This is a genomic window from Synergistaceae bacterium (genome assembly GCA_017450125.1).
In the GTDB taxonomy this organism is placed as follows: domain Bacteria; phylum Synergistota; class Synergistia; order Synergistales; family Aminobacteriaceae; genus JAFUXM01.
On the sequence record JAFSWZ010000033.1, the window covers coordinates 35,006 to 58,345 of the forward strand.

The 23,340-nt window shown below is 55.3% G+C and carries 19 protein-coding genes; 4 read left to right on the top strand and 15 right to left on the bottom strand.

Annotated features, from left to right (window positions below):
* The first annotated feature begins 71 nt into the window (after nucleotides 1-71).
* Nucleotides 72-1,196 (top strand): hypothetical protein, encoded by a 1,125-nt coding sequence (locus tag IJT02_07080; protein ID MBQ7544691.1) that lies wholly within the window; start codon nucleotides 72-74, stop codon nucleotides 1,194-1,196.
* Between the two features lie 45 nt (nucleotides 1,197-1,241).
* Here the strand turns inward: IJT02_07080 and IJT02_07085 are convergent, their stop codons facing one another.
* The 13 genes from IJT02_07085 to IJT02_07145 all read right to left on the bottom strand — a co-directional run bounded on the left by IJT02_07085 (nucleotide 1,242) and on the right by IJT02_07145 (nucleotide 16,150).
* Nucleotides 1,242-1,796, bottom strand: coding sequence for a chromate transporter (locus tag IJT02_07085; protein MBQ7544692.1), 555 nt, complete (start codon nucleotides 1,794-1,796; stop codon nucleotides 1,242-1,244).
* Complete coding sequence (locus IJT02_07090) at nucleotides 1,793-2,314, bottom strand: chromate transporter (protein ID MBQ7544693.1); 522 nt, start codon at nucleotides 2,312-2,314, stop codon at nucleotides 1,793-1,795. The genes IJT02_07085 and IJT02_07090 overlap by 4 nt, the downstream gene beginning before the upstream one ends.
* Nucleotide 2,315: 1 nt before the next feature.
* A complete protein-coding gene (locus IJT02_07095) occupies nucleotides 2,316-2,978 on the bottom strand; it encodes a L,D-transpeptidase family protein (GenBank protein ID MBQ7544694.1) in 663 nt (220 codons plus the stop codon).
* A 13-nt stretch (nucleotides 2,979-2,991) separates the two neighbouring features.
* On the bottom strand, nucleotides 2,992-3,642 hold the full coding sequence (locus IJT02_07100; GenBank protein ID MBQ7544695.1) for an endonuclease III: 651 nt from the start codon (nucleotides 3,640-3,642) through the stop codon (nucleotides 2,992-2,994).
* Nucleotides 3,611-6,052 (bottom strand): AAA family ATPase, encoded by a 2,442-nt coding sequence (locus IJT02_07105; protein ID MBQ7544696.1) that lies wholly within the window; start codon nucleotides 6,050-6,052, stop codon nucleotides 3,611-3,613. The genes IJT02_07100 and IJT02_07105 overlap by 32 nt, the downstream gene beginning before the upstream one ends.
* A 48-nt stretch (nucleotides 6,053-6,100) precedes the next feature.
* Nucleotides 6,101-6,991, bottom strand: a complete 891-nt coding sequence (locus IJT02_07110; GenBank protein MBQ7544697.1) for a hypothetical protein — start codon at nucleotides 6,989-6,991, stop codon at nucleotides 6,101-6,103.
* 1 nt (nucleotide 6,992) lies between these two features.
* On the bottom strand, nucleotides 6,993-7,832 hold the full coding sequence (locus IJT02_07115; protein ID MBQ7544698.1) for a hypothetical protein: 840 nt from the start codon (nucleotides 7,830-7,832) through the stop codon (nucleotides 6,993-6,995).
* A 104-nt stretch (nucleotides 7,833-7,936) separates the two neighbouring features.
* Nucleotides 7,937-11,263: a putative Ig domain-containing protein gene (locus tag IJT02_07120; protein ID MBQ7544699.1), complete on the bottom strand. Its 3,327-nt coding sequence runs from the start codon at nucleotides 11,261-11,263 to the stop codon at nucleotides 7,937-7,939.
* A 5-nt stretch (nucleotides 11,264-11,268) separates the two neighbouring features.
* Nucleotides 11,269-11,901, bottom strand: coding sequence for a M48 family metalloprotease (locus tag IJT02_07125; protein MBQ7544700.1), 633 nt, complete (start codon nucleotides 11,899-11,901; stop codon nucleotides 11,269-11,271).
* Complete coding sequence (locus tag IJT02_07130) at nucleotides 11,898-12,536, bottom strand: M48 family metallopeptidase (protein MBQ7544701.1); 639 nt, start codon at nucleotides 12,534-12,536, stop codon at nucleotides 11,898-11,900. The genes IJT02_07125 and IJT02_07130 overlap by 4 nt, the downstream gene beginning before the upstream one ends.
* Nucleotides 12,533-13,078 (bottom strand): class I SAM-dependent methyltransferase, encoded by a 546-nt coding sequence (locus IJT02_07135; protein MBQ7544702.1) that lies wholly within the window; start codon nucleotides 13,076-13,078, stop codon nucleotides 12,533-12,535. The genes IJT02_07130 and IJT02_07135 overlap by 4 nt, the downstream gene beginning before the upstream one ends.
* A 98-nt stretch (nucleotides 13,079-13,176) precedes the next feature.
* A complete protein-coding gene (locus IJT02_07140) occupies nucleotides 13,177-15,525 on the bottom strand; it encodes a TRAP transporter large permease subunit (protein ID MBQ7544703.1) in 2,349 nt (782 codons plus the stop codon).
* Nucleotides 15,526-15,649: 124 nt separating this feature from the next.
* Nucleotides 15,650-16,150 (bottom strand): PTS glucose transporter subunit IIA, encoded by a 501-nt coding sequence (locus IJT02_07145; protein ID MBQ7544704.1) that lies wholly within the window; start codon nucleotides 16,148-16,150, stop codon nucleotides 15,650-15,652.
* Between the two features lie 127 nt (nucleotides 16,151-16,277).
* Here IJT02_07145 and asd point away from each other — a divergent pair, with 127 nt between their 5' ends.
* Genes asd through IJT02_07160 form a run of 3 tightly spaced genes read left to right on the top strand, consistent with a single transcriptional unit; the run spans nucleotide 16,278 to nucleotide 19,717 of the window.
* Nucleotides 16,278-17,366 carry an aspartate-semialdehyde dehydrogenase gene (gene asd, locus IJT02_07150; protein ID MBQ7544705.1) on the top strand — a complete coding sequence of 363 codons (1,089 nt, stop codon included), beginning with the start codon at nucleotides 16,278-16,280 and terminating at the stop codon, nucleotides 17,364-17,366.
* 12 nt (nucleotides 17,367-17,378) lie between these two features.
* Nucleotides 17,379-18,398 carry a homoserine dehydrogenase gene (locus IJT02_07155; protein MBQ7544706.1) on the top strand — a complete coding sequence of 340 codons (1,020 nt, stop codon included), beginning with the start codon at nucleotides 17,379-17,381 and terminating at the stop codon, nucleotides 18,396-18,398.
* The gene (locus tag IJT02_07160) at nucleotides 18,398-19,717 is read left to right on the top strand and encodes an aspartate kinase (protein MBQ7544707.1); all 1,320 of its coding nucleotides are present in this window, start codon (nucleotides 18,398-18,400) and stop codon (nucleotides 19,715-19,717) included. Before IJT02_07155 ends, IJT02_07160 begins: the two co-directional genes overlap by 1 nt.
* A gap of 43 nt (nucleotides 19,718-19,760) precedes the next feature.
* On the opposite strand, the gene IJT02_07165 is transcribed toward IJT02_07160, so the two are convergent.
* Nucleotides 19,761-22,577: a hypothetical protein gene (locus IJT02_07165; GenBank protein ID MBQ7544708.1), complete on the bottom strand. Its 2,817-nt coding sequence runs from the start codon at nucleotides 22,575-22,577 to the stop codon at nucleotides 19,761-19,763.
* Nucleotides 22,578-22,592: 15 nt separating this feature from the next.
* Complete coding sequence (locus tag IJT02_07170) at nucleotides 22,593-23,324, bottom strand: NAD(P)H-hydrate epimerase (GenBank protein MBQ7544709.1); 732 nt, start codon at nucleotides 23,322-23,324, stop codon at nucleotides 22,593-22,595.
* Nucleotides 23,325-23,340 lie beyond the last annotated feature (16 nt).

Below are 23,340 nucleotides of genomic sequence, written 5' to 3' on the forward strand. Positions count from 1 at the left end.
CACGGGAGGCTTTTTTCTTGGCCGGATTTACTCTACAATTACACCACCAAAATTTTTATGGAGGTATAACCATGAACAGAAAACTTTTCGCGCTGTTACTTGTCCTGCTCACCGCCTCATGCGCATGTGGAGCAGTCAGCCCTGAACTCGCCGCATCAGATCCGCGCATCGCCCCCTACATCGACTTCACCAAGAAGAACGGTGCCTCGCTCCTGCCCGGCCGCTACATGCACACTAAGGAGCTCCCCCAGCTGTCGGGCGGTGAGAAGATACTTGCCCCGACAAACTTCATCGTAGAGATCGCACCGATGGTTATCCTCAACCCACAGCAGAGGACTTTCTCCGTCAATGCTGACCTCTGGGGCGCGGACGAGATGGCCTCGATGTACATGCTCCTCGACTTCACTGGGACAGTGCCGATACTCAGGACTTACGCCTCCGACGAGGACGGAGAGTACGAGAGCATCGCGGAAGATTTCGCGGTAGCAGTCTCTGACGGCCAGAAACATATCTGGTGCTTGGGTTCAACGGATACGGGCGAGATACGCTACATGTACCCTCTCAATGACACGTGGTTTCCGGCGGGCTGGTACAGAGGCACATGGAAGGCCGCTGACGGCACAAACTACACCTTCTCCGACGACGGGCAGGCCAAGATGAACGGTCAGGCAATCGGGAAGTTCATCGTGTCCGACAACAGGATAGTCATTACGAGAAACAACGGCAGGAAGGAGCTCCTCTGCGCCGCACCGAACCTTGACGACGGAAGCCTCGTGATAACGTTCATGAATGGCGGCGAGATGATCGCAGGAGTCTTTACGCATCCCGCCGAGCCGTCAGCACCGGCAATGCCTTCAACGCCGCAGACTTCGCCTTCATCAACTCAGCAGATGCCGACGCAGTTCCCGAAGATGCCGGACGTTAAGATGCCCGAGCCTCCGAGACCGAACATTGACGGAGTCTGGGGAGCTTACGTGAACGGACAGCAATGGGTCGTGCAGTATCAGGGGAATCAGTACTACGGATGGATTAACGGCCAGCCGTCGGAGATGGGGATAATCAGCTTCAACGGCAACACAATGACCGGCCAGAATAACAGGGGAGAGAGTTTCTCCGCAACGATTCAGCTTGACGGCAACACTCTGATTCTTACCTTCCCGAACGGAAACGCGATACAGTACCAGAAATTGCAGTAAGAATGTTGGGGTTGGGGGTCAATCACGGCCTCCAGCCCCTTATTCTCAGAACTTGAAGACGATTCCCATCACTGCCGCAAAGGCTATCCACGTTACAGGGTGGAGCTTCTTCGTGAACGTTATTATGTGAGTGAATACTAACAGCACTCCCGCAAGAACCAGAGGCTTTATGCTCAGCCCGTTCGCGAAGTCCCCGCCGAAGAACACCACACGCGCAAGAATTAATCCCGCCGCCGTAATCATCGCACAGCTCGCAGGTCTCAAACCGTAAAACGCTCCCACAACGTATTTATTCTCGTGAAAAGCATTCAGGAACGCCGCAATAAGCAGAATCACGATGATGCTCGGGGTTATGAGTCCCGTCGTAGAGATTAACGCTCCAGGCAGTCCCGCAGTGATGTAACCCGAATATGTCGCCATGTTTACGCCGATCGCGCCGGGCGTGGACTCGCTGACTGCAATCATGTCCGCCAGCTGCTGGTGAGTGAACCAGCCCGTTCTGTCTGAGATGCTGTATAGGAACGGAAGCGTAGCCATTCCTCCGCCGACCGCAAATAATCCCGTCTGGAAGAACTCCCAGAACAGCCTGATGTATATCATCTCAGAAGCACCCCCGCAATTCCGGCCAAGACCACGAACACTACCGGCGAAACGTTCAGGAAGACCGCACCCGCAAGAACAAGAAGGTACACGCACATAGTCTTCTTGTCGATTATGGCTTTGCTGAAGAGCTTAATCACGGCGTTGAAGATGAGCACGCACACGCACACCCTCACACCTGCGAAGGCATGTGCAACCCATTCGAGCGATGAATACGCCTGAATCACTCCGGCCAAGAGCGTGATGATTACGACGGACGGGAACACCACGCCCAGCGTTGCGACAACCCCGCCGAGATTTCCTGCAGTCTTGCGGCCTATGAAGGTTGCGACGTTCACGGCGATAACTCCCGGCGTACACTGTCCGACGGCGTAATAGTCCGCAAGTTCCTCGTCCGTTCCCCAGTGCTTGTTCTCGACGATTTCGCGCTGTAATATCGGGAGCATCGCGTAACCTCCGCCGAAAGTTACTGCGCCCATCTTCGTGAAGGTTATGAACAGGTCAGCAAGTATGTGCATCTCAGTACCCCTTGATGTTCTTGCTGGTGTCCATCACGACGACACAGCCCGGCTTTACGTGCCTAACGACCTCGCGCATTACGTCTTCCGGCAGGGAGACACAGCCGCCCGTAAACTTGTTCTTTGTGTAGCAGTGCAGGAAGATAGCTGAACCTTTACCCGGAGTTCCGTCCTCGTTATAGCTGATGTTCAGGCAGTACTTGTAGGCCATGTCGTAATCTATGATGTGTTCGCTCTCCTTCTTGTCGAAAGCGTCATAGTCCCTCGTCGACACAAACTGGTTGTACATGTCGGAGTTCGAGTCTCCTACCCAGTAATGAGTCCCGTCAACCTTTGTGTAGCCCATCGGACTGCCCGGGTCATCGTTTATGCCGAAAGCCATCGTGAACGTGTACACGCCTACAGGAGTCTTAGCGTCGCCTTCGCGGGTCTTGCCCCAGCCTTTCTTGCCGATGTACGCGGGGGCGGAGATTACCTGCTGCCACACTCCGTCCGAATCCTTCTCGTGCAGTGAGAATCGCGCGTTGCTGCCGTGAGTTCCTGAGACTATCGCGAGCTGTGAGGCATTCTGTGCGGCATTGAGGGAACTGACCCACGCGGGGGATTCCTCAGCGTAAAGGGGTGAAACGAACATTACCATCAACATCAACAAAACCTTGAACATTCTTAACTGCCTCCTATAAATTTTTGTCGCAGATTTCGGAGAGCACGCACCCTGCGCATTCCGGCTTCTGCGGATGGCACACTGCCCGGCCGTGAGCAATCATATTCACGTGCCCGCCCAAACACCGCTCTACCGGCACAGCACCTTCGAGCATCACGGAAATATCTTCCGGCGAATTTTTCCTGTCCGCAATTCCCGTCCTCCGTGCAACACGCGTAACGTGAGTATCAACGGGAAACGCCTTCATACCGAACTCGAACAGCATAACGCACGCTACAGTTTTTGCGCCGACACCGGGAAGCGCGCGGAGGTACTCCTTCATTCCGTCGCGGGGAATATCTTTCAGCGTGTAGTCCCCGAAGTCAGCGTGAATTTTCCCGAGTATCGTGATGATTCTCTGTGCTTTGGTATGCGCGAGCCCTGCCGTCCTTATCGTGCCTTCGAGTTCAGCTGCTCCCGCATCAACAACATCGCTCCACGCCGGAAACTTGGCCTTCAGCGACGCAAAAGCACGGTCGCGGTTCACGTCGTTAGTGTTCTGTGAAAGCACCGTAAGTATAAGCCCGTCCAGCGGCTCAGCGTGGCCGAGAACTGGAGGACGGGCTTCGTTATGGTATTCTGGCTCCAGAAGATCAAGCACTCGGAGTATCTTTCGCTGGTGCATTCTTCTTCTTCCTGCGCGGTGAACGTGATAGCTTCTTCTCGAGCTTCATTCCGTCGGAGAGCATCTTCTTCAGCCGTGCCTTCACGAGGCCGTGTACGCTTCCTTCCGTGTATGAACCGTCCTTGCGCAGTGTTCCGGCTTTGACCCCCGTAAGGAGCTCTATCCCTTCGTCGATGTTTCCGACTGTCCACACGGAGAATTTTCCTGAACGCACAGCCTCTATCACCTCATTGCTCAGCATCAAGTGCCGCGCGTTGGCTTCTGGAATCATCACTCCTTGTTCACCCGTGAGACCAGCTATCTTGCAGTACTCGTAGAAGCCCTCTATCTTCTCGTTCACGCCTCCGATGGGCTGGACTGTTCCGAACTGGTCAACACTTCCCGTAACCGCAATCCCCTGCTTCAGCGGAAGGCCTGAGAGCGCAGACAGAAGGCAGTAGAGCTCCGTAGAACTTGCGCTGTCTCCCTCAATGCCGGAATAGTTCTGCTCAAACGTTATGTGTGCAGAAAGGGACAGCGGCATATCCTGCGCGTATTTCCGTCCGAGATAGCTCGAGAGAATCATTAACCCCTTGTTGTGTATCGGGCCGGTCATCTTGACTTCGCGCTCGATGTTCACGACTCCTTCCTGCCCCATGAAGACATTAGCCGTTATTCTCGACGGATGCCCGAAGCGGTAATCGTTCAGGTCAATCACGCTCAGGCCGTTAATCTGTCCTACTGCCGTGCCTGTCGTGTCGATGTGTATAACTCCGTCCCTGAATGCCCGTGCCAGCTTGTCCCTGTAGAGCCCCGAACGGTAATTTTTGTGCTCGATGGCCTTGATGACATCAGAACGCGTTACCGTCTCAGACCTTGCCCACGCGTCGGACTCGGCCAGGAGTTCGCGCAGGCTTCCTACCTCAACGGAAAGAAGGTTCTGGTCTTCAGCTTCACGGCTTGCCCACTCGATTATCTCGGAGAGTGCAGACGCGTCAAACGGCTTCAGGTGTTCACGCTTAATGATTTCGGCAATGTATTTGGCCATAAGACGTTCATTGCCTGCGGTTCTGGGCATGTCGTAATCAAAGCTCGCCTTAATCTTGAAGATTTTTCCGAACTCCGCATCGTAGTATTGCAGAAGCTCATATATGTACGGCGAACCCGTCATGATAACCTTCATGTTTATCTTTATCGGTTCAGGCCTCAGCGTCGCAACGGGTAATGCTCCGTACTGCTCGCCTAAGTTCTCTATTGCTGCCTCGCCGGTTCGGAGGAGGCGTTTGATGGCTTCCCAGCTCATGAAATTCATCAGTACTTTTTCCGCGTCAACAACCAAGAATCCGCCGTTAGCCTTGTGGAACGCTCCCGCAAGAATCTTCCGGAAGTCCGTGTACAGGTAGCCCTGGTGGCTCTCGTGCTCGACTCTGCCGGATAAGTTGTAGTACGTCGGATTAGTCTCCCAAATTACGGGAGCACCTTTCGCGGGGTCGTTGCTGACGAACAGGTTTCCCTGATACCGCGTGAAGTCAACCTCTGCGTTCTCGTCCCTCGAGGCCGTAACGAATGCTCCCGAGTTCTCGATAACGTCTTCTGTCATTGCCGCAAACCAATCGAGGAGCGGAGCATTCCCCGCATACTTCTCGCGCAATTCCCTAAGGCACGGCTCAATTGCTGAACGGCAGATTTCGGCCTCTAACTTGCTGAGCTTCTCCTTGAGGGCTTTCTCCATGTCGCGGATCTCACGCATTCCCGCCAACGTGCGCTGTGAGATACGTTCGCTGGCGGCCTGATACTTCTTCTGCTTCTTCTCGTCTAGTGCCTCGTACTCTTCGGGCTTGAGTTCGCGGATAATCTCCTTGCCGTCCTCGTCCTTGTCCTTAATCAGCGGAACATTGATGAACCCCTGCGGTGTGCGCTTCAAGGAAAAATGCTGGCGCGCCGCCTGTGCCCTCAGCCTGTCCATTATTGCGCCTGCCTTCTCCTGGAACTCCTTGATGTGCCCGGCCTTCGCGTCCTCGTACTGCGACTGCTCAAATGCTTTGCTTATCGCCGACTTCAAGTCCTTGATGAGTTCCTCAAGCTCTGTGCAGAGGGTCTTGCCTTTTCCGGCGGGGACACTCACCGCCATAGGTTCGCCGGGCTTGCTGAAGTTGTAGAGGTAGAGCCAGTCGTCAGGAGCTGGGAGCGAGGCGGCCAAGTTCTGGAGACGTTCGAGGACGTAGCTTGTCCTTCCGCTTCCGGGCTGTCCGACAACAAAGATGTTGTAGCCTTTGCCCTTCACCGCTAACCCGAACTCTATCGACTCCACTGCTCTCTGTTGTCCTATCAGAGGCTCAGGTCTGCGGGGCTTCGTCAGTGCTATGTCGTCAGTTGTCGCAAACTTCCACGACTCGGGGGGCTTTGTCCTCCTCAGCTTGTCTGGTGTCAATCTGAACCGTGAACCTGTATCAATTTTTCGTGTCAATATACTTTCTCCTTATTCTGCCAAACATTTATTAGCCGCAAGCATCTCTATCACTGCTTCGTCGTCGCCCTCAACTATGAGGCTGCTCATCTTCTCATATTCTTCGTAGCCGCCCAGCGTGTCCAGAACGTCAAGCAGGTACTCGCGCTCCTTCTCCTCGAAGCGGCCGGACAGAAGCCCGAACAGTATCGTTCCTCTGGTGAACCACTGGTAGAAGTCTTCCGAGACCGACAGGCTGTCGTAGAACAACAGGGCAAAGTCGAACTCGTCGTGAGCTTCGTCGCTGGCTTCGTCGCCTGGTTCGGGGAAGTAACCCAGCATGTAGAACGGAACATCAGCTCCGAGCATCAGCACGTCCCAGAACATCCCCGCGCAGATACTTCGTGCGTTGCCGGGAGCTAGCATCCACGCCGCAATAAGCCTCGAGTACCCCCACGCAAGAGAGTGCTCCTCGTCCTTCATTGCCTCCTCGAGAATCCTGCTCCAGTCGCCGCGCATCACAAGCAGACGGTAATACATGGACTTCACCGCCGCTTTTGTCTCGTCGGCTTCGGGGTCATCGATTGCTTCGCCGTACTTTACGGCCTCCTTGCAGAACGTGAATGCCTCAGCAAACTTGCCGTCGTAGAAGAGCGCAAATGCCAGCCTCTGGTTCACGACGTACAGCAGAACTTCCCTGTCCTCTGCCTCGTAGTTCTCGGGGTCGTTGAGAGCTTCAAGGGCGCGGGCAAGGAGCTTTGTCTTGGCCGTGAGGTTCTCGGTGATGTCGGCCTTCATGATGAGTGCGTCGACGTTTCCGGGAGAAATCTCCAGAATCTGGTTCACGATGGCAAGGGTGCGCGCCGTGCTCTGTGAGTTCCACGCCATGCTAAGGAGCTGGTCTATTCTTTGTCTGTTGTTCATGTCAGTCTACGTCCCACTGTGGAGATGAGTTCTCTTTCTCTGGAGGTGCAGGCGATTCCTCTCCGCCGCCGGATGGTGAACGCGAAGCATCCTGCATTGATGTAACTGTTTCGCTTCCGCCGCTGTCCTTGTAGGTTCTCAGGCTCTCGAGGATAACTTTTCCGCTCCAGATGAAGCCCCACTGCCTTGCGAGGTCAGCAACCTCCGTAGGCTCGCCGCCCTGATACCACGCGTGATTCTTTCTGAGTTCGTCGGCAATGTAGGGACTCAGCCTCTTGAGCATCTGCCACGTGTATTCGCCGCTTCTGGGCTCGAACATCCTCCACCTGTCCCCGAGCCATATCCACACGCCGGGCTTTCTGGTGTTCCATGCAATGATCGTGTTGACGTAACCGTCATTCAGCCAGCCCATACGGTTGCACATGTACACGCGAATCTTCTGGAACTCCGGGCTGTCTGCACTGCGTCCGTAGCTCCACACTGCCGCGATGCGTGCAAGGCCGGGAACGTTCGACGGCACTACCGAGCCCACAAGAACATTCGTCGGCTTTATTGTCCCGTCAATGCCAAGCTGTCCGTAAACCCACCTGTTCTCGGCTATCTGTGCTACGGGGAAACCGTCGAAAGTCGCGTACCACCCTGCGGGAAGGTCTGCAGGCTTCCAGATCTCGAAATTCATCGCATAGACTTTCTGGTATGCTCCCATCACAACGCCGGAATACGTGCGGACTCCTTCAAGTGAGGCTCCTGCTCCGGGAGTTACGGTGATGCGTTCGACTGCTTCTGCGCTGGATATTGCCGCAAGACACAATGACGCAAGCAGCAAGGCTCTGGTTCTCAAAATGTCTTCACCTGCTCTCCTAATTTCTTGTTGGTGTTTGTGATTCTGCACATTATAGCAAAAAAAATACCCCCCCTTAGTCTTAAGAGGGGGTGAGCGAGAATCTAGCGTCGCCGCAGTATCATACACACTACAGCCAGCCCCAGAGCAGAGAACCCCGAATCGCATCCTCCTCCGCCGCCGGAAGCAGGAACATCGTCCGAAACATCGCCGCTCTCCACAGCTGGAGCAATCGTTATCGCCAGCTGCCTCGTACCTTCGCGCGTGAGAACTGCTGCCCTCACAATGAAGCGGAACGTCCCGGCCTCCTCCGGCGTTCCCGAAATCAGCCCGTTGCTGCCCAGCGTAAGTCCCGGAGGAAGAGTTCCTCCTTCGCGCGACCAAACTGCGCCTTCAATGGGCGAGAGAAGTTCCGCGTAGTACTCTTGGCCGACCGTGCCCGCAGGAAGAGATGCCGTAGTTATCGGCAGGGCGGAAGACGTTTCTACCGTCAGCTGTACGGACTTCCGTGCCGAAATGTCATCGTTCACGAACGCGTACACCATGAAGCGGTATGTTCCGCTCTCTGTGGTTGTGCCCGAGAACACCCCGTCAGAATCCATCGACAGTCCCGCAGGCAGATTGTCCGCCGACGAAACTGACCACACAACGTCAGCTGCTCCGTTCGACGTGAAGACATACAGATACTTCTCACCGACTTTGGCGTTGGGGAGGTATGCCTCGCTCGTTATGACCAGCTCTACCTTGAGGGTAAATTCCTTCTCCGCAACAGCGTACCCCGACACTCCCTGAACCGTGAACTTGTACGTCCCGGCCGTCTGCGCGTTGCCGGAAAGTGTCCCAGACGACTGATCCAGCGTCAAGCCTGGAGGAATCGAGCCGCTCACCACTGACCACGTGAGGGAAGTATATGTGTCGTCGTCAATCGTGAAGGTTATCGAGACCGCAGAACCTGCATCGACTGTCGGGAGCTGTGAACTTGTCGTGATTATCATCTCGTCTCCGACCGTCAGCACAAAGTCCTTCGTCGTTCTGAAGCTGCTTGTTGAAGCACGTACCGTGAAGTTGTACGTACCTTCGGCCGACGAAAAGCCCGAGATTGTGCCTGTCCCGCTGTCTAGAACAAAGCCCACCGGGAGCGCACCTCCGGCCACTGACCACGTTACTGTCTCGTCTGCTGAGGCATCCGTCGAGAGGGTAACTGCGTAGTCAGAGCTTAGCTTTGCGTGCGGAAGAACCTTGTTCGTCGTTATCGTGAAGAAAGACGCAGTACTTATGTCGTGCGACGAGTCAATGTACAGCTCATAGTCCCTGCTTGCTGTGAACGTTCTTGTACTGACGTTCAGGCTTACGTTCACCGTGAAGCTGAAGTCTCCTGATTCTGTCGGAGTGCCGCTAAGTCTCCCGAGCCACCTGCCGTTCTGCGTAACCTTGCTGATGCTCAGCCAATCGGGATTATCCGTGAGCCACACGTTCAGGTCAGTGCCGGTTATGCTGGACGCTGAGCTCGGGGAAAACTCTATGTCCGCAGAATAATCGCTGTATGCTGAGCCGGTGTTTGGATCAAGGACTGTGGTGGTCAGCGTTATCGCGGAGTGAACGATGAGCGTCAGTGTCCCGGTCGTCGAAGTCTGCCCGTCGTATTCGCCCGTAACCTCGAAGGCGTAGCTTCCCGGCACGGTTATGATTCCCGTTATCGTCAGAGGCGAAGACCCAGACGGATTGCCCAGTTCTGACGGAAGCCCGGAAACCGTCAGCGTAGAACCTGCCGGGCCGGTGAACGTCAAGTTTATCGCGTCCCCTGCGGCAACCTCGATCTCGTTGTCCTCGTTGGCCTCTGCAGGAAGAGTTATCGTGAAGGTAGGGTTTACCGTCAGCGTGAAGTTCTGCACAGGCGTATCGGTTTCGTCTATCGTAGCCTTGAGCCTGAAGGCGAACGTCCCGGTCTCCGACGGTGTCCCGGAGAGCACTCCGTCAGCAAAATTCATCCCTGAAGGCAGGTCGCCGGAAAGTTCCCACGTTATGGGGAGGCTGGCATTGGTGTTGGTCTTGAAGGTGTGCGAGTAGACTGAGTTGTACGTGGCATCATCGAGCTTCTCGGCTGTTATGCTGTAGTTCAGGGACGTTACATGAGCAGTATTGCCGTTAGTGGCCTGGCCGTTCCTGTCGCTGCCTATCCCGAACGACGCTCCGCTGTACGTGTTTCCGTCTCCGACAGCCGTGTCAATGTACGTGTTGCTTCCGACCGAACCGATGATTCCTCCCTGACCTCCCGCAGAGCCGCTGATTACCGCATTAGACGTGTTGTTGCTGACCGTTGCTCCGGCTTTCGACTCTGTGTCCAGGAGACCTACGACTCCGCCAGCACTCTTCTGGTCTGCTGAGACGGAAGCTCCCGACGAGACGGTGTTGTAGTCCGCTTTTCCGCCTGAACTCAGATAGCCGACGATTCCTCCGGCAGAGTACGATGCGGTTATCAGCGACGCAGGGTTCACCGTGTTGCTCTCTAGCTTCGTGCCGTGAACTTCCCCCGCGATGCCTCCGGCGTAATACGAGCTCTCAACTTCTCCCTCGAATGTGCAGCTGTAGATCCTGCTCGTCAGCGCAGTGTTCGTGTAGCCCGCGATGCCTCCGGCGGACATTATTGCTCCGTTCAACGCCGTGCTGTTGGAGCCGGTGATTGTCGAGTCGCCGTTCACGGAACAGCCCGTGATGTTGCCGCCGTACATCAGTGCGGCTATTCCGCCTGAGGAGAAGTTGTTGTCCGCCGCCGCGCTCCTGACCGTGCCGCTGAACTTGCAGCCCTCAACTGTCCCGTCCTGCAGGCTGTTGACGATTCCTCCGGCGTACATTCCCCCTATGTAAGTCCTCTCGAACGCAGCCGTATCAGACGTAAGCTCATCGTCGTAGTTTTCGGCCAAGTAGTCCAGAAGCACGTCAAGCGTCTCCTCGAAGTAATCATTCTCCGACATTGTCCGCGAGGTTACAGTCCCCGAGAAAACACAGTCCTTTATCGTGCCGCCGGAGATGAGGTTCTGCACTATCCCTGCCGCATGGTAGCCGGAGACTTTCCCCTCGACGCGGAGGTTCACGATTGTTCCGCTGACGTTCCCGAAGAGCGCGCGCCCGTAATGTATCAGCATGTAGGGAGTGTCGGAGAAGTACGGCCTTATGTCAATGTAGATGTTCTTGCCGTTGCCGTCGAAGTAACCCCCGAAGTCTACGGGCTGCCACAACCAGCAAGTATAGCCGGACATCTGGATGTCGTCCGAGAGCTTGTAGTAAGCCGTTCCGCCTCTCATGCTGTTGATGTCGCTGGCAGAAGCGATAATGTACGGGTCAGAGCTCGTGCCCGTCCCGCCGGAAAATGCCAATGCACCAGAAGCACACAGCATCACCAGCGCGGCAGCCAGCGCAAATTTTCTCAGCAATTGCGTCATTCCTCCTTAGCGGGTGTTCCGCTCAATGATTTGGCTTTGTCCCAGAGATGCTTGAGCCTCCGTGCTGTCGGCGGGTGTGAGTTGAAGCCATTGGGCTGGGTAACGTAGTTGTTGTCCTTAAAGGCTTTCATTGCACGGTAGAGCCCCATAGGGTCATAACCTGCTTTCTTGAGGAGTTCTGTGCCGTAGTCATCAGCCTCGACTTCTTGGCCGCGCGAGAATCCGCTCTCCGCGAGGTTAATCCCCACGCTCCCGATTGCCTGAGCGATACCTCCTGCCCTGCCCAGCGCGTAGCCCAAGACTGCCCAGCCGATGTTCCTGCCGACTCCCTTATTGTAGTGCCCGAGCCTGACATGACCTATCTCGTGCCCCAGCACTCCGGCTACCTCTTCTTCAGAGGTCAGTATCTTCATCAGTCCCTGCGTTACGTGGACGCTGAAGTCCTTGTCCGACTTGAACTTTACCCACGCGTTGGGCGAGTCGCTCTTCTCGTAGGTTATCGCTATGGTCTCGAAACCGTCGGCCTTAGAGATTTTTTCCCACGCGGCCTGGACATCACTGCTTGTTATCGAAGCATTCGCGCACGAGCTCCACAGCAGGACACTCGCGCATATCAGCATCCTCTTCATTGTTTGCCTCCGTACTTTGCCGCGAACTCCTGCAGCTTCTTGAGGCGGTCGTCAGTCGCAGGGTGCGTGCTGAACCAGTTAACGACTCCCGACTTCGTGCCGTAGCCGTTGTCCTTAAAGGCCTTCATTGCGCGGTAGAGCCCCAGAGGGTCATAGCCTGCCTTCACGAGGAGCTTCACGCCGTATTCGTCGGACTGTGTCTCGTCGTGGCGGCTGAAGCCGTTTTCCGCGAGGTTCATTCCGACAGCACCGAGCTTCTGGACGACCTGCCCGGTCTTGCGCTGAAGAACTGCACTCCCTATGTTCCAGATAACGTTGCGGGTTACTCCTTTGTTGTAGTGCCCGAGTCGCACGTGCCCGATCTCGTGCCCCCACACGCCTGCCATCTCCTCCTCGCTGTTCAGGATGCTCATCAGCCCGCGCGTTACGTTGATGGTGAAGTCGTCAGCGGACTTGAAGGCTACCCACGCGTTAGGGGACTTGTCGTTGACGTAGTTCACGCTGACCTGCTTGAAGCCGTCTGCTTGAGCGATTCTCTTCCACGCGCGCTCGACGACTGCTTCATCAATCGCGGCATGTGCACACGACGACAGCCCGGCAAGCACGGCGAGAACCGCAAAAATCCTGAGCTTCATGAAAATATCTCCTCCTTGTTTTGCTTGAAGAATAAGCACATTATATCTTTAGGCAATAGATTCAAAAACGGACTGGCCGCCAAGACAGCAATGTATGTAGCATAACCTGCTGCAGAATTTTTTGCGCCGGACATTATCCGCTGTCTGAGGCCGTTCACTGTTATGGTCTTGGGTGCGAAATAATCTGTGCATAAGAAGCCGTATCCTCTCAGAATTTGCGAGAGGTTGTCCTTGTTGAAGTACCAAAGGTGCGGTGAGTAGAAGTCCACCTGCCACAAACGCCGCCAGTAGGTGTCAATCCCCAGCTTCCTCATAACGTTTGCAACCCTGAAGAATATTCCGCCGCTGTCGGGGCAGTTGATGATTAAGATTCCTTCGGGCTTAAGAAGTTCGCCGCATTTTCTGAGCACAGAGTCCAAGTCGGGCAGATGCTCAAATACGTCGTTGAAGATTATGAAGTCATACGTTCGGCTGATGGTGAAGTCCTGCGGAAACAGTCCGTTGACCACATCAACACCGTCCTCTTGCACACCCGACATCAAGACCGTGAAGTTCCTTTCCCTAAAAAATTGCCGCCGTCCTCATGGTGTAAAGACAACGGCATTTGTGTTCGTTAGTGCTTAGCGGTTCAGGCTTGCGGTTACAGCGGAGTTACTCCGAGAACTATGCAGGCCGCAATTGCGAGAAGACTGACTCCCCAGATCCACACAAGCGAGTACTTGATGTGTTCGCCGACATCGATCTCCAGAAGTCCGAGACCGAGATACATTGCGGGCGAAAGCGGGGAAATCATTACGCCGACGTTCTCAGCAACGAGAAGCACGCACGCAACATCCATCGGGTTCACGCCGAACTGCGAGGCAATCCCCACAACGACAGGCAGAAGCCCGAAGTAGAAGCTGTCCGTGCCCAAGCACATGATTAACGGTACTGCGAAGCACGCTACGATGAAGTGTGTGTAACGTCCGAGATCCGGCGGAATTACCGTAACGACTGCGGAAGCCATTGCGTTGAGCATTCCTGTTCCGCTGAGGACTCCCGTGAAGATACCGGCCGCAAACAGCGTAACAACCATCGACATTGCCGCAACGCCGTAATTCTTCAGCTTGCCGTTCTGCTCCTTGAGGCTCTTGATGTTGAACGGAAGAGTGAGCGCGAGTGCCAGCATGAACGTATATGCAGGGTTGAGCAGTCCCATCATGAGGATGACGATAACCGCAACAACTATCAGGAAGTTGTACCACTGCAGGAGCGTTGAGACCTTCGGGCCCTTCGCTTCCTCAGCCGCCGCTTCCTCTGCTGTCTCGTCAGCAGTCAGGCCGAGCTTCTTGATGCGCCTCTTCTGGATGCCGCTCTGCAGGAACGCAACGATAAACGTAATCGCCAGCATTGCACCCTGAACAGGAAGCAGCCTGTGCCAGAGGATATTGGGGTCTGTCTCGAGAACTGTTGCCGCACGGATTGTCGGGCCGCCCCACGGGCAGACGTTCATAACGCCGATAGCAACGCAGACGAGCATCATCAACGCTCTGTTGTCCATCTTCAGCTTCTTGAACAGCGGGAGCATTGCCGTAATCGTGATGATGAACGTTGTAGCTCCTGAACCGTCAAGGTGTCCGATTACCGCAACCGCCGCAGTGGCAAGCAGTACAAGCGTTACGTTAGTTCCTGCCTTCTTGATGAGGAAGTTGACGACGGGGTCAAAGACTCCCTGATCGCTCATCAGCGAGAAGAACGAAATTGAGAACACGAACAGCGACACCGTAGAAACCATCTTGCTGATGCCCGAAGCCGCGAACTTGTTGATGACCAGCGGGTCAAACCCTGCGCAGAGTGCCGCAATCGTCGGGAGAAGAATGAATGCGATCGGCGGGATAACAATCTTCTTGATGAGGCAGATTATCAGCACAAGAACCATCAGGAAGCCTATAACCGCAAGTTTCGTTGAGGGTGCGGCGGCGGCTTTCTTGGCCGGAGCTTTTGCGGGCTTCAGCATGTCGGTGAAGGTCTTGTACTCATCACTGAGAGCCTGCTGGTACTCGGGAGCGTCGGCATAACCCGGCCTCTCGTCATACGTGCCCTGCTGAAGAAAATCATTCCACGCTTCGGACTTCACTGCGTCGGCGATGGCGGCTCTCATTGCGTCAACTGCTTCCTGAGGAGTGCCCTTCTTCGCGAAAATTCCGCGCTCTGAGCCCAAAAATGCATTGATGCCCAGCTCCTGCGAGCACTCGACGTTAGGATAACGGTTCATGCGCTTTTCAGCGAGAACCAGCAACGGGATGATGTCGCCGGTCTGTATCTGGCTCTCGACTTCCTGAGTTCCCGTAATCATCAGGTCAATCTGTCCCGCAAGAAGCGCGCCGGTCATTCCTGCGCCTGTCGGGTAATCGACCTCGAGGATGTTAAGGCCTTCGGTTGCCTGCTGGAACGACAGGCCGTCAACTCCGACACGGGTGAGCATTCCGACACTCACGCTGAAAGGATGTGCCTTGATGTAGTCGCGGAGCTGGCTGAACGTCCCGAAGCCGCGTTCCTCCATTGCCCTGCGTGATGTCGCAATAACGTCGATTGCGTGAACCAGACGCGCAACGGGCACGAACTCATCGAGGAACTTGAACTTCATCTCGCCCATAACGTCCTGAATCAGCAGGCTCTGTGTTCCGAGCATGAACATATAGCCGTCTGCCGGACGCTCACGGACATATGCCGCACCGTTCGTGCCGTTTCCGCCGGTAACGTTCATCACAGTGATGTGCTGGCCGATCCTCTCGCTGAGCAGAGGAACTAACGCGCGCAGTGTGGCATCAGCACCGCCGCCCTCGCCCCACGGGCAGACGATGATGACTTCACGGTCGAACTTCCAGCCTGATGGTGCGGCAGGGGACTCGACGACGACAGGAGCTGCGCCGTCAGCCGCAAAGAGGCCGGTCGTGCATAAAGAGAGAGCAAGCAGAGAAGCGAATAGTATACGTGCAAAACGTTTCACCTTGTAACTTACCTCCTATAATGGAAAAAATTGGTTGGGTGAAAACAATTATAGCGGATAAATGCACAACTTACATAAGCAAAAAGGGCACTGCTTCATCACACAATGCCCCCTCACGAAAACATTACTTGCTGACCTTCAGGACTCCGTCCCCTGTCTTTATCTTCTTGCCGGAAAATACGGTCTCCACTTTCGCAAAGTCCTTCGAGTTCGACACGGCCATAATCACAGTGTCATCATAGCCCGCATTCCTGACCTTCCACAGATCCATAGTGATTACAGGTTCTCCGCGACGTACTACCTTGCCGAGCTTGACATGGCTCTTGAAGCCCTCACCCTTCATGTTCACCGTGTGAATCCCGGCGTGAATGAGTATCTCGATTTCTCCGGCCTGAATCACTACCGCATGAGCTGTCTCCGTAACTTCCGAGATTACTCCGTCGATGGGCGCGCATATTTCTCCGCTCTCGGGCTTGACACCGAAGCACTGGCCGAGTGCTCCTCCCGCAAAAGCCTCGTCCTTGAGTTCGGACATGGGCACGAAATCTCCGGCAGCAGGCGAGCTTAACTCGGCGGGGTACACTACGGGTGCGGGTTCCTTCTTCGTAAAGTTGAACAGCGGCATAGACATTACTCCTTACGTTCAAAGATTGGCAGATAAATGGATGATGGATAGTATATCCCGAAAATGCGCGCATGTCAGTGATATACTATGCAGAAATTTTTTGACAGTTCACAGAGGAGTGAGCATCTTGCAGAAAAAGTTACGCGTCGGAGTTTTAGGCGCAACAGGCATGGTAGGACAGAGATTCATCCAGATACTTCACAATCACCCGTGGTTTGATGTAAAGGTCATAGCCGCATCCCCCAACAGCAAGGGCAAGACCTACGAGGAAGCTATGGCGGGACGCTGGCTTCTCGACGAGCCGATACCCGAGAACGTTAAAGGCATGGTGCTTGATGACGTTAATGATGTTGCGGGCATCGCGGACAGTGTTGATTTCGTGTTCAGTGCAGTGAACATGACGAAGGACGAAATCAAGGCCATCGAGGAAGCCTACGCGAGGACAGAGACCCCCGTAGTCTCGAACAACTCCGCGCACCGCTGGACACCTGACGTGCCGATGATAATCCCCGAAATCAACCCCGAACACGCTGAAGTGATTCAGTACCAGCGCAAGAGGCTGGGAACTTCGCGCGGATTCATCGCCGTGAAGCCCAACTGCTCGATTCAGAGCTATGCTCCTGCGTTTGCGGCGTGGAGGGAGTTCGAGCCGTATGAAGCCATCGTAACAACCTATCAGGCAATCAGCGGCGCAGGCAAGAACTTTTCTACGTGGCCGGAAATGGTCGGCAACGTAATCCCCTACATCGGCGGCGAGGAAGAGAAGTCCGAGAAAGAACCTCTCCGCATCTTCGGGCACATTGAGGGCGGGCAGATTGTCCCAGCAAGCGAACCCAGAATCTCCGCGCAGTGCATAAGAATCCCCGTGCTTTACGGCCACACTGCGGCAACGTTCGTGAAGTTCAGGAAAGCTCCCGAGAGCAAAGAAGTCCTCATCGAGAAGCTCCGTTCGTTCTCCGGCATTCCTCAGCAGGCCAAGCTCCCGACAGCACCCGAACACTTCATCCAGTACATGGAGGAGGACAACAGGCCTCAGGTTACGCTTGACGTGAATTACGGCGGAGGAATGGGAGTCAGCATCGGCAGGCTTCGTCCTGACACAATCTACGACTGGAAGTTTGTCGGGCTCTCGCACAACACCTTGCGCGGTGCGGCGGGCGGAGCAGTCGAGTGCGCAGAACTCCTTGTGCACATGAACTACATCGAGGCGAAGTAGGCAGGTAGAAGCATGATAAACATTGCGATACTGGGCTACGGCAACATAGGCAGCGGAGTAGGGACGGTCATTGAGCAGAACTGCGCGGAGATAAAGCGTGTACTCGGCGATACGCTTCACGTGAAGTACATCCTCGACATCAGGGACATTCCCGGCGTGGTCAATGACATCAACGTCATCGTGAACGACCCGGACATCAAGGTCGTCTGCGAGACGATGGGCGGAAAAGAACCGGCTTACACCTACACTCACCTTGCACTTGAGCGCGGAATCTCCGTGTGTTCGTCGAACAAAGAGCTTGTTGACGCGTACGGCGTGGAACTCAGCGCGATTGCCCGCGAGCACAACTGCTCGTACCTGTTCGAGGCGAGCGTAGGCGGAGGAATACCGATAATCCGTCCTCTCAGGGAATCATGTGCGCACGAGAAAATTACGCTGATTGCTGGAATCCTCAACGGCACGTGCAACTACATTCTGACGAACATGAAGGCGGGCAAGGACTTCGCGACGGCATTGCGCGAGGCACAGGAGAAAGGTTTTGCGGAGAGAAATCCTGCGGCGGACGTTGAAGGGCACGACACGGCACGGAAGATAGCTATTCTCGCGTCTCTTGTTTCGGGGAAGAAATATTCCTACGAGCAAGTCAGCTGCGAGGGCATCACGGACATTACCCCCGAAGACTTCGCGATGGCAGAGTCGCGCGGAATGTCCATCAAGCTGCTCGGTGTCTATGACGCACAGAAGAACAGCGTGAACGTCGCACCGTACCTTGTGCCGCCCTCTTCACCGCTTTACGGCGTTAATGATGTCTTCAACGGCATAATGGTTCACGGCACGCAGGTGGACAACCTCATGTTCTACGGCAGGGGAGCGGGCAAACTTCCGACAGCCAGCGCGGTTGTCTCTGACGTAATCGAGTGCGCAAAGAACATCGGCAGGAACATCCCCAACTGCTTTGACGGCCTCAAGCCCGCCGAAGTCTCCGAACCTCCAGCAAAACCAGAGGGCGAAAAGTTCAGGGTGCTGGCTTAATGAAGAAGGTCGTAAAGTTCGGCGGAAGTTCTCTTGCTGATGCGGGGCAGTTCCGCAAGGTCGGAGACATAATCAGGAGCGATGCAAGCCGCGTATACGTTGTGCCCTCAGCTCCGGGAAAACGTTACGACGGGGACATCAAGGTTACTGACCTGCTCTACGAGTGCTATGAACTCGCCGTGAAGGGACAGAACTTCTATGAGCCGTTCCTTGCCGTGAAAGACAGGTACAACGGGATAATTCAGGATCTTGGCCTGAGCCTCTCGCTCGCTGAGGCATTCGACGCAATAGAAAACAAACTGCTTCATGAGCCTGAGAGGGACTACACAGCCTCGCGCGGAGAGTACCTGAACGGCCTCGTGATGGCGGCGTTCTTGGGGTATGAGTTTGTTGACGCGGCGGAAGTTATCTTCTTCGGCGAGGACGGCAGCTTCGACCAGGCCAGGACGGACGCGGTTCTTGTCCCGAGACTTGAGGGCTGTGAACACGCTGTGATTCCCGGCTTTTATGGTACGGGTGCTGACGGCAGGATAAGAACGTTCTCTCGCGGGGGCTCGGACATTACGGGCTCGATTGTTGCGCGCGCGTGCAAAGCAGGTGTCTACGAGAACTGGACGGACGTTAGCGGACTTCTCATGGCAGACCCGCACATAGTCAGCAGCCCTGCAGTCATGCGCAACATCACCTACAAGGAGCTTCGCGAACTCTCCTACATGGGCGCGAGCGTGATGCACGAGGACGCGATTTTCCCCGTCAAGAAGGCCGGAATCCCAATCAACATCCGCAACACCAACTGTCCCGAAGACCCGGGAACGTGGATTGTCGCCAACACTGCGCGGCGTTCGGAGTACACAATCACGGGCATAGCTGGCCGCAAGAACTTCTGCTCCATCGTCATCGCGAAAGATCTCATGCACTCACAGCCTGACTTCTACACGAAAGTTGTGCAGTGCTTCTCCGAGAACAATATTCCCCTCGAGCACCTGCCCAGCGGAATCGACACAATGACCGTCATAGTTCAGGAGGCCAAGTTCATCGAGCACGAGCAGGAAGTCTTGAGCAGGATAGCGAAGATCGTCCAGCCCGAATCGCTCGAGGTCGAGTCGGGAATAGCGTTGATTGCTGTTGTTGGACGGAGCATGAAGTCCCAGACAGGAACGGCCGCCCGTATTTTCCGTGCACTTGCCGCCGCAAGGATAAATGTCCGCATGATAGATCAGGGAGCAAGCGAGCTGAATATCATTGTCGGAGTCCTCAACGAAGATTTCGAGCGGGCAATACGGTCAATCTACCACTCTTTTGTGGACGCAAGCGAATAACAAACAATAATCCCCCCCAGTCCAAACGCTGAGGGGGATAACTTTATCTTTTCCTGAATGCTCCAGCTAACGCGAAGATTGCTGCTATTGCTGCTGCAGAGAATCCTGCCTCACATCCTCCGCTGCCTCCGCTGTCCTCGCTGGGGGAGGCGTTCTGCTGTGTGCTGTCGTCGCTGACCGGCGTTGTCGTGTCGGAGTCAGTGCGTGGTTCGGGGTTCTCGCCCGTTGCTCCGACGTAGAACGTCATGTCCCACACACCGTCTTCGTTTCCGTCGCCGATGAGGATATAGGGCACGCCGTCGTCCTTGAAGATCTCGACGTAAGCGGTTTTGCCGTTGTTGCGGCTTGTTCCGTCAGCAAGAACTACAATGAAGTCCAAGTACAGCTCGTCGTCGTAGAGGAACGCCCTCACGCAGTCAGCAGGGCCTGTGGCGGTATTTGCTCCCTTGTTGGTGATTGCGGTGAATAGGTTAGCGTCCCTCTCGCCCGCGTAGTCTGACCTCAGCCACACTGTGCAGTAGCGTGCAAAAGCGTTGAAGAGTTCGCGCGTGTTCGCCGCGTTGTCGAACTCATCCCAGTGGTTCACGATGAGCCTGTTCTGTCTGGGTATCCTCATGCGTACTGCGAGCGGCTGGATGGCTATCTCCTTGCTCACCAGCGTAACGTCCGAGAGCCTGAATGCCGCTGTCTCCGTATCTTCCTGCGGAGCTTCCTCCGATTCAGGTTCAGGGGCTGGAGCGGCGTTGTCCTCTGACGCTTCTTCGTCATCAGAGATTACGTCGTAGGTCATCATGGCGAGAACGTCGTCAGGTAGAGCGTACGTGTACCTGAAAGCATCTACCGCTGAAGAGTTGATGTAGACACTGTTTGCGTGAGTGCCCGCGTTGTTTCTGCCGGTCGAACGCGAGGTTGTCGCGGCGGCAGGCCTCATGATCGGGGGCTTGCCCATCAGGTTGGTTAGCTCGTAGACGGTCTCGTCTTCATTGTTTACCACATCAGCGAACTGCATGCTGAACTCCTGAACCCTCACTGACGCATCAGGACTCTCCTCCTGAAGCAAGGTCATTCCGCCGACGCTCTTGTAGCTCAGCCTGAGGTTGCGCGGTGTGGCGGAAGAGTACTCGTAGAGCCGGAAGGACTCGCTCGTTCCGTCCTGAGTGCTTATCGTGCGGTAGCCTTCGCCGATGTTGCTCTTGTAGACCGTAACAAGACCCGGCGCAATCTGGCTGTGTGCATCAAGAAGGAAGTAGTCAGGAAGCGTGCCGTACATGTCCGGCGTGAGGTCATATCTCCAGTAGTCCGGCATTATGCTCGCGTAACCGTCCCTGTTCGTGGGGTTGCCGTTCCTCGATGATGTCATGTCGTAACGGTAAAGCTCGTAGCGCGTGCCTGTCCTGTTGGTGATTCTTGTCTCGAGCTGGTAGGTCTTGTCCCGCGAACCAATCATGAAGAACGTCCCCAAGTCTTGGCCGGGGTTGTCTGCCTGAGCATCCCACGTGAACTTTATCCTGTTCACGACATCCTGGCTGTCGAAAACTATCATGTCGAACATCAACGGATTGTCCGACGCGTTGCCTGAGGAGACGTTTGCGACAACCAGCGGGATTGCCGAGAACTCGCGGTAGTTCGCGTAGCCCGGCGCAAAGCTCGCCCTCTGCCTGAACGTGAGGTAGCCCAGCCTGCTCCCGTAGAACGACGGGTCAAGTGCCCTCAAGCGCAGTGTTGCACCGAGTGCGCCGCCCGAAGAGATTGCGTGTTCGCCGGAAGGATTGACGGTTACGGTGTAATACTGGTCGAAGTCAGAGACAGTGATAGACTCGTTCACGTCCCTGTTCTCGCAGATGAACATGTCGCCGTCGTTGATCTCTATCGTGTAGGCCAAGTTTCCGCTTGCGTTGTAGACCTTTGTGTACGCGAAAGTTCCGTTCGAACTGTCCCCGCTTACGGTGTAAAGCACGTTGTCCGACGAATCACAGATCTTGAGTTCTGCTCCTATGTCGCCGGAGATCGTGTAGACCGCCGCGCCTGCAGTGTTCTGAATCTCCTTCACGTTCACAGTTACCGTTACGTCAGGCGAAGAGTCAGACGAAACCGTCTTGTCGTATGATACGTACTTGTACATCTTCTCGTAGCGTCCGTTGTTGCTCCGTGCGTAAATGTCCGGCGCGCTGTAGATGTAGGCGATGGGTTCGGCTGTCGGGTAAGTCTCATTCCGCCAGTCGTAGCCTCCCTGCCACCACTTGCCGCTAGACGAAGCTCCCGTCGTTCGCAGTCCCCACCAGAACGGGAAGTGCCGCGCGTAAGGGTTGCCGAAGTCGATGTTCATGTCAGCAGTTCCGTTGCTGGTTACGATGCAGATGCTCTCCACAGGGTCAGGGTAAACGTCGTAAATCTCCGTGTCAGTTCCTATGTACCTTCTCCATGCAGACGCGTAAGGCTGAGGCTCTTCGGCAAACACAAAGTTGAAGCCGTCGATGATATCCCCGACAGTAGAGAAAGTTATGTCGGGCATTCCGCCCCCCGTCGTCCTCCTGTAAATGCCGTAGGTTACGCGGTTGTTCGTGTTCGTGTTGTTGGTGAGAGCGTTCCTGATCGTGTAATAGTAGTTCTCGTAGACTGTCGCGAACCACTGCGGCCCTCCGACCTGCTCGGTGCGCGAAGCTCCCGTGATGTCCCGGAGCTGGTAGAAGAAATTGTAGTCGCTGTTGCCGTATGCTCCGTAGACCTGAGACTCGTACGCCGGGTTGTTGTACCAGAAGTGCAGGTTGTAGGGGTCATAGTCGGTTGCCGTCGATGCTCCCCACGAACTCCCGCACATGACGGCCAAGAGTAATACGGCCGCCGCAAACTTCTTGTGCATGATAATATCTTCCTCCTAATCTGGAATGCCTATGTATGTTACCGTAACATCTCCGCCCCACTGAGGCGAGGCATCAAGCCCCTTCTTCATGCGGTGGAAGGTTACTGTCTTCGTTGCGCGGACGCACACTCCCAGAGGTTCGCCCGTGTTGCCGTCAAGTCCCGACGGAATATCCACGCTCACAACGTGTGTCGCAAGCCTGTTGATGGCCTCGATTACCCGCCGGAATATCCCTTCAACGGGACGGTTGAGGCCTGTGCCGAAAATCGCATCTATGCACGTCTCACAGCCCCTTAGCGCGCTCTCGAAGTCCTCGAAGGTCTCATCGCTTATCGTGTTGAGCACTTCGGGGGCAAGTTTGCTCATTATCTTGAGGTTCGTCTTGAAGTCCTCGCTTCCCTTGTGCGGATCTCCAACAATATAGACGCGAACGTCCTTCCCCAGAATGCACAAGTGCCGCGCAAGAGCTAACCCGTCCCCGCCGTTGCTGCCGGGAGAACAGACTATCGCGAACACAGCATATTCTTTGACCTCGCGCAGAACTGCTATTGCGGCGTTCTCCATCAAGAGAATGCTCGGGATGCCGAAGGTCTCGATTGCGCGTTTGTCGGCATCGCGGGCTTCCTCGCGCGATACTGACTCGGGGGAATGTACATCGTAATACACGACCTCTCGGTGAAACTCGTCGGGGTCATAAAAACCTTCGAGCTCACGTTCAAGCTCTTCAAGTGCGACTTCAGGGGGCATGAATGAAACTCTCCTC

Excerpts from the sequence above, each read along its gene's own strand:
- IJT02_07170 (MBQ7544709.1), bottom strand. The coding sequence starts at position 23,324 with ATGCCCCCTGAAGTCGCACTTGAAGAGCTTGAACGTGAGCTCGAAGGT.
- IJT02_07130 (MBQ7544701.1), bottom strand. The coding sequence starts at position 12,536 with ATGAAGCTCAGGATTTTTGCGGTTCTCGCCGTGCTTGCCGGGCTGTCG.
- IJT02_07110 (MBQ7544697.1), bottom strand. The coding sequence starts at position 6,991 with ATGAACAACAGACAAAGAATAGACCAGCTCCTTAGCATGGCGTGGAAC.
- IJT02_07155 (MBQ7544706.1), top strand. The coding sequence starts at position 17,379 with ATGATAAACATTGCGATACTGGGCTACGGCAACATAGGCAGCGGAGTA.
- IJT02_07085 (MBQ7544692.1), bottom strand. The coding sequence starts at position 1,796 with ATGATATACATCAGGCTGTTCTGGGAGTTCTTCCAGACGGGATTATTT.
- IJT02_07095 (MBQ7544694.1), bottom strand. The coding sequence starts at position 2,978 with ATGTTCAAGGTTTTGTTGATGTTGATGGTAATGTTCGTTTCACCCCTT.
- IJT02_07165 (MBQ7544708.1), bottom strand. The coding sequence starts at position 22,577 with ATGCACAAGAAGTTTGCGGCGGCCGTATTACTCTTGGCCGTCATGTGC.
- IJT02_07080 (MBQ7544691.1), top strand. The coding sequence starts at position 72 with ATGAACAGAAAACTTTTCGCGCTGTTACTTGTCCTGCTCACCGCCTCA.
- IJT02_07160 (MBQ7544707.1), top strand. The coding sequence starts at position 18,398 with ATGAAGAAGGTCGTAAAGTTCGGCGGAAGTTCTCTTGCTGATGCGGGG.
- IJT02_07100 (MBQ7544695.1), bottom strand. The coding sequence starts at position 3,642 with ATGCACCAGCGAAAGATACTCCGAGTGCTTGATCTTCTGGAGCCAGAA.
- IJT02_07145 (MBQ7544704.1), bottom strand. The coding sequence starts at position 16,150 with ATGCCGCTGTTCAACTTTACGAAGAAGGAACCCGCACCCGTAGTGTAC.
- IJT02_07125 (MBQ7544700.1), bottom strand. The coding sequence starts at position 11,901 with ATGAAGAGGATGCTGATATGCGCGAGTGTCCTGCTGTGGAGCTCGTGC.
- IJT02_07090 (MBQ7544693.1), bottom strand. The coding sequence starts at position 2,314 with ATGCACATACTTGCTGACCTGTTCATAACCTTCACGAAGATGGGCGCA.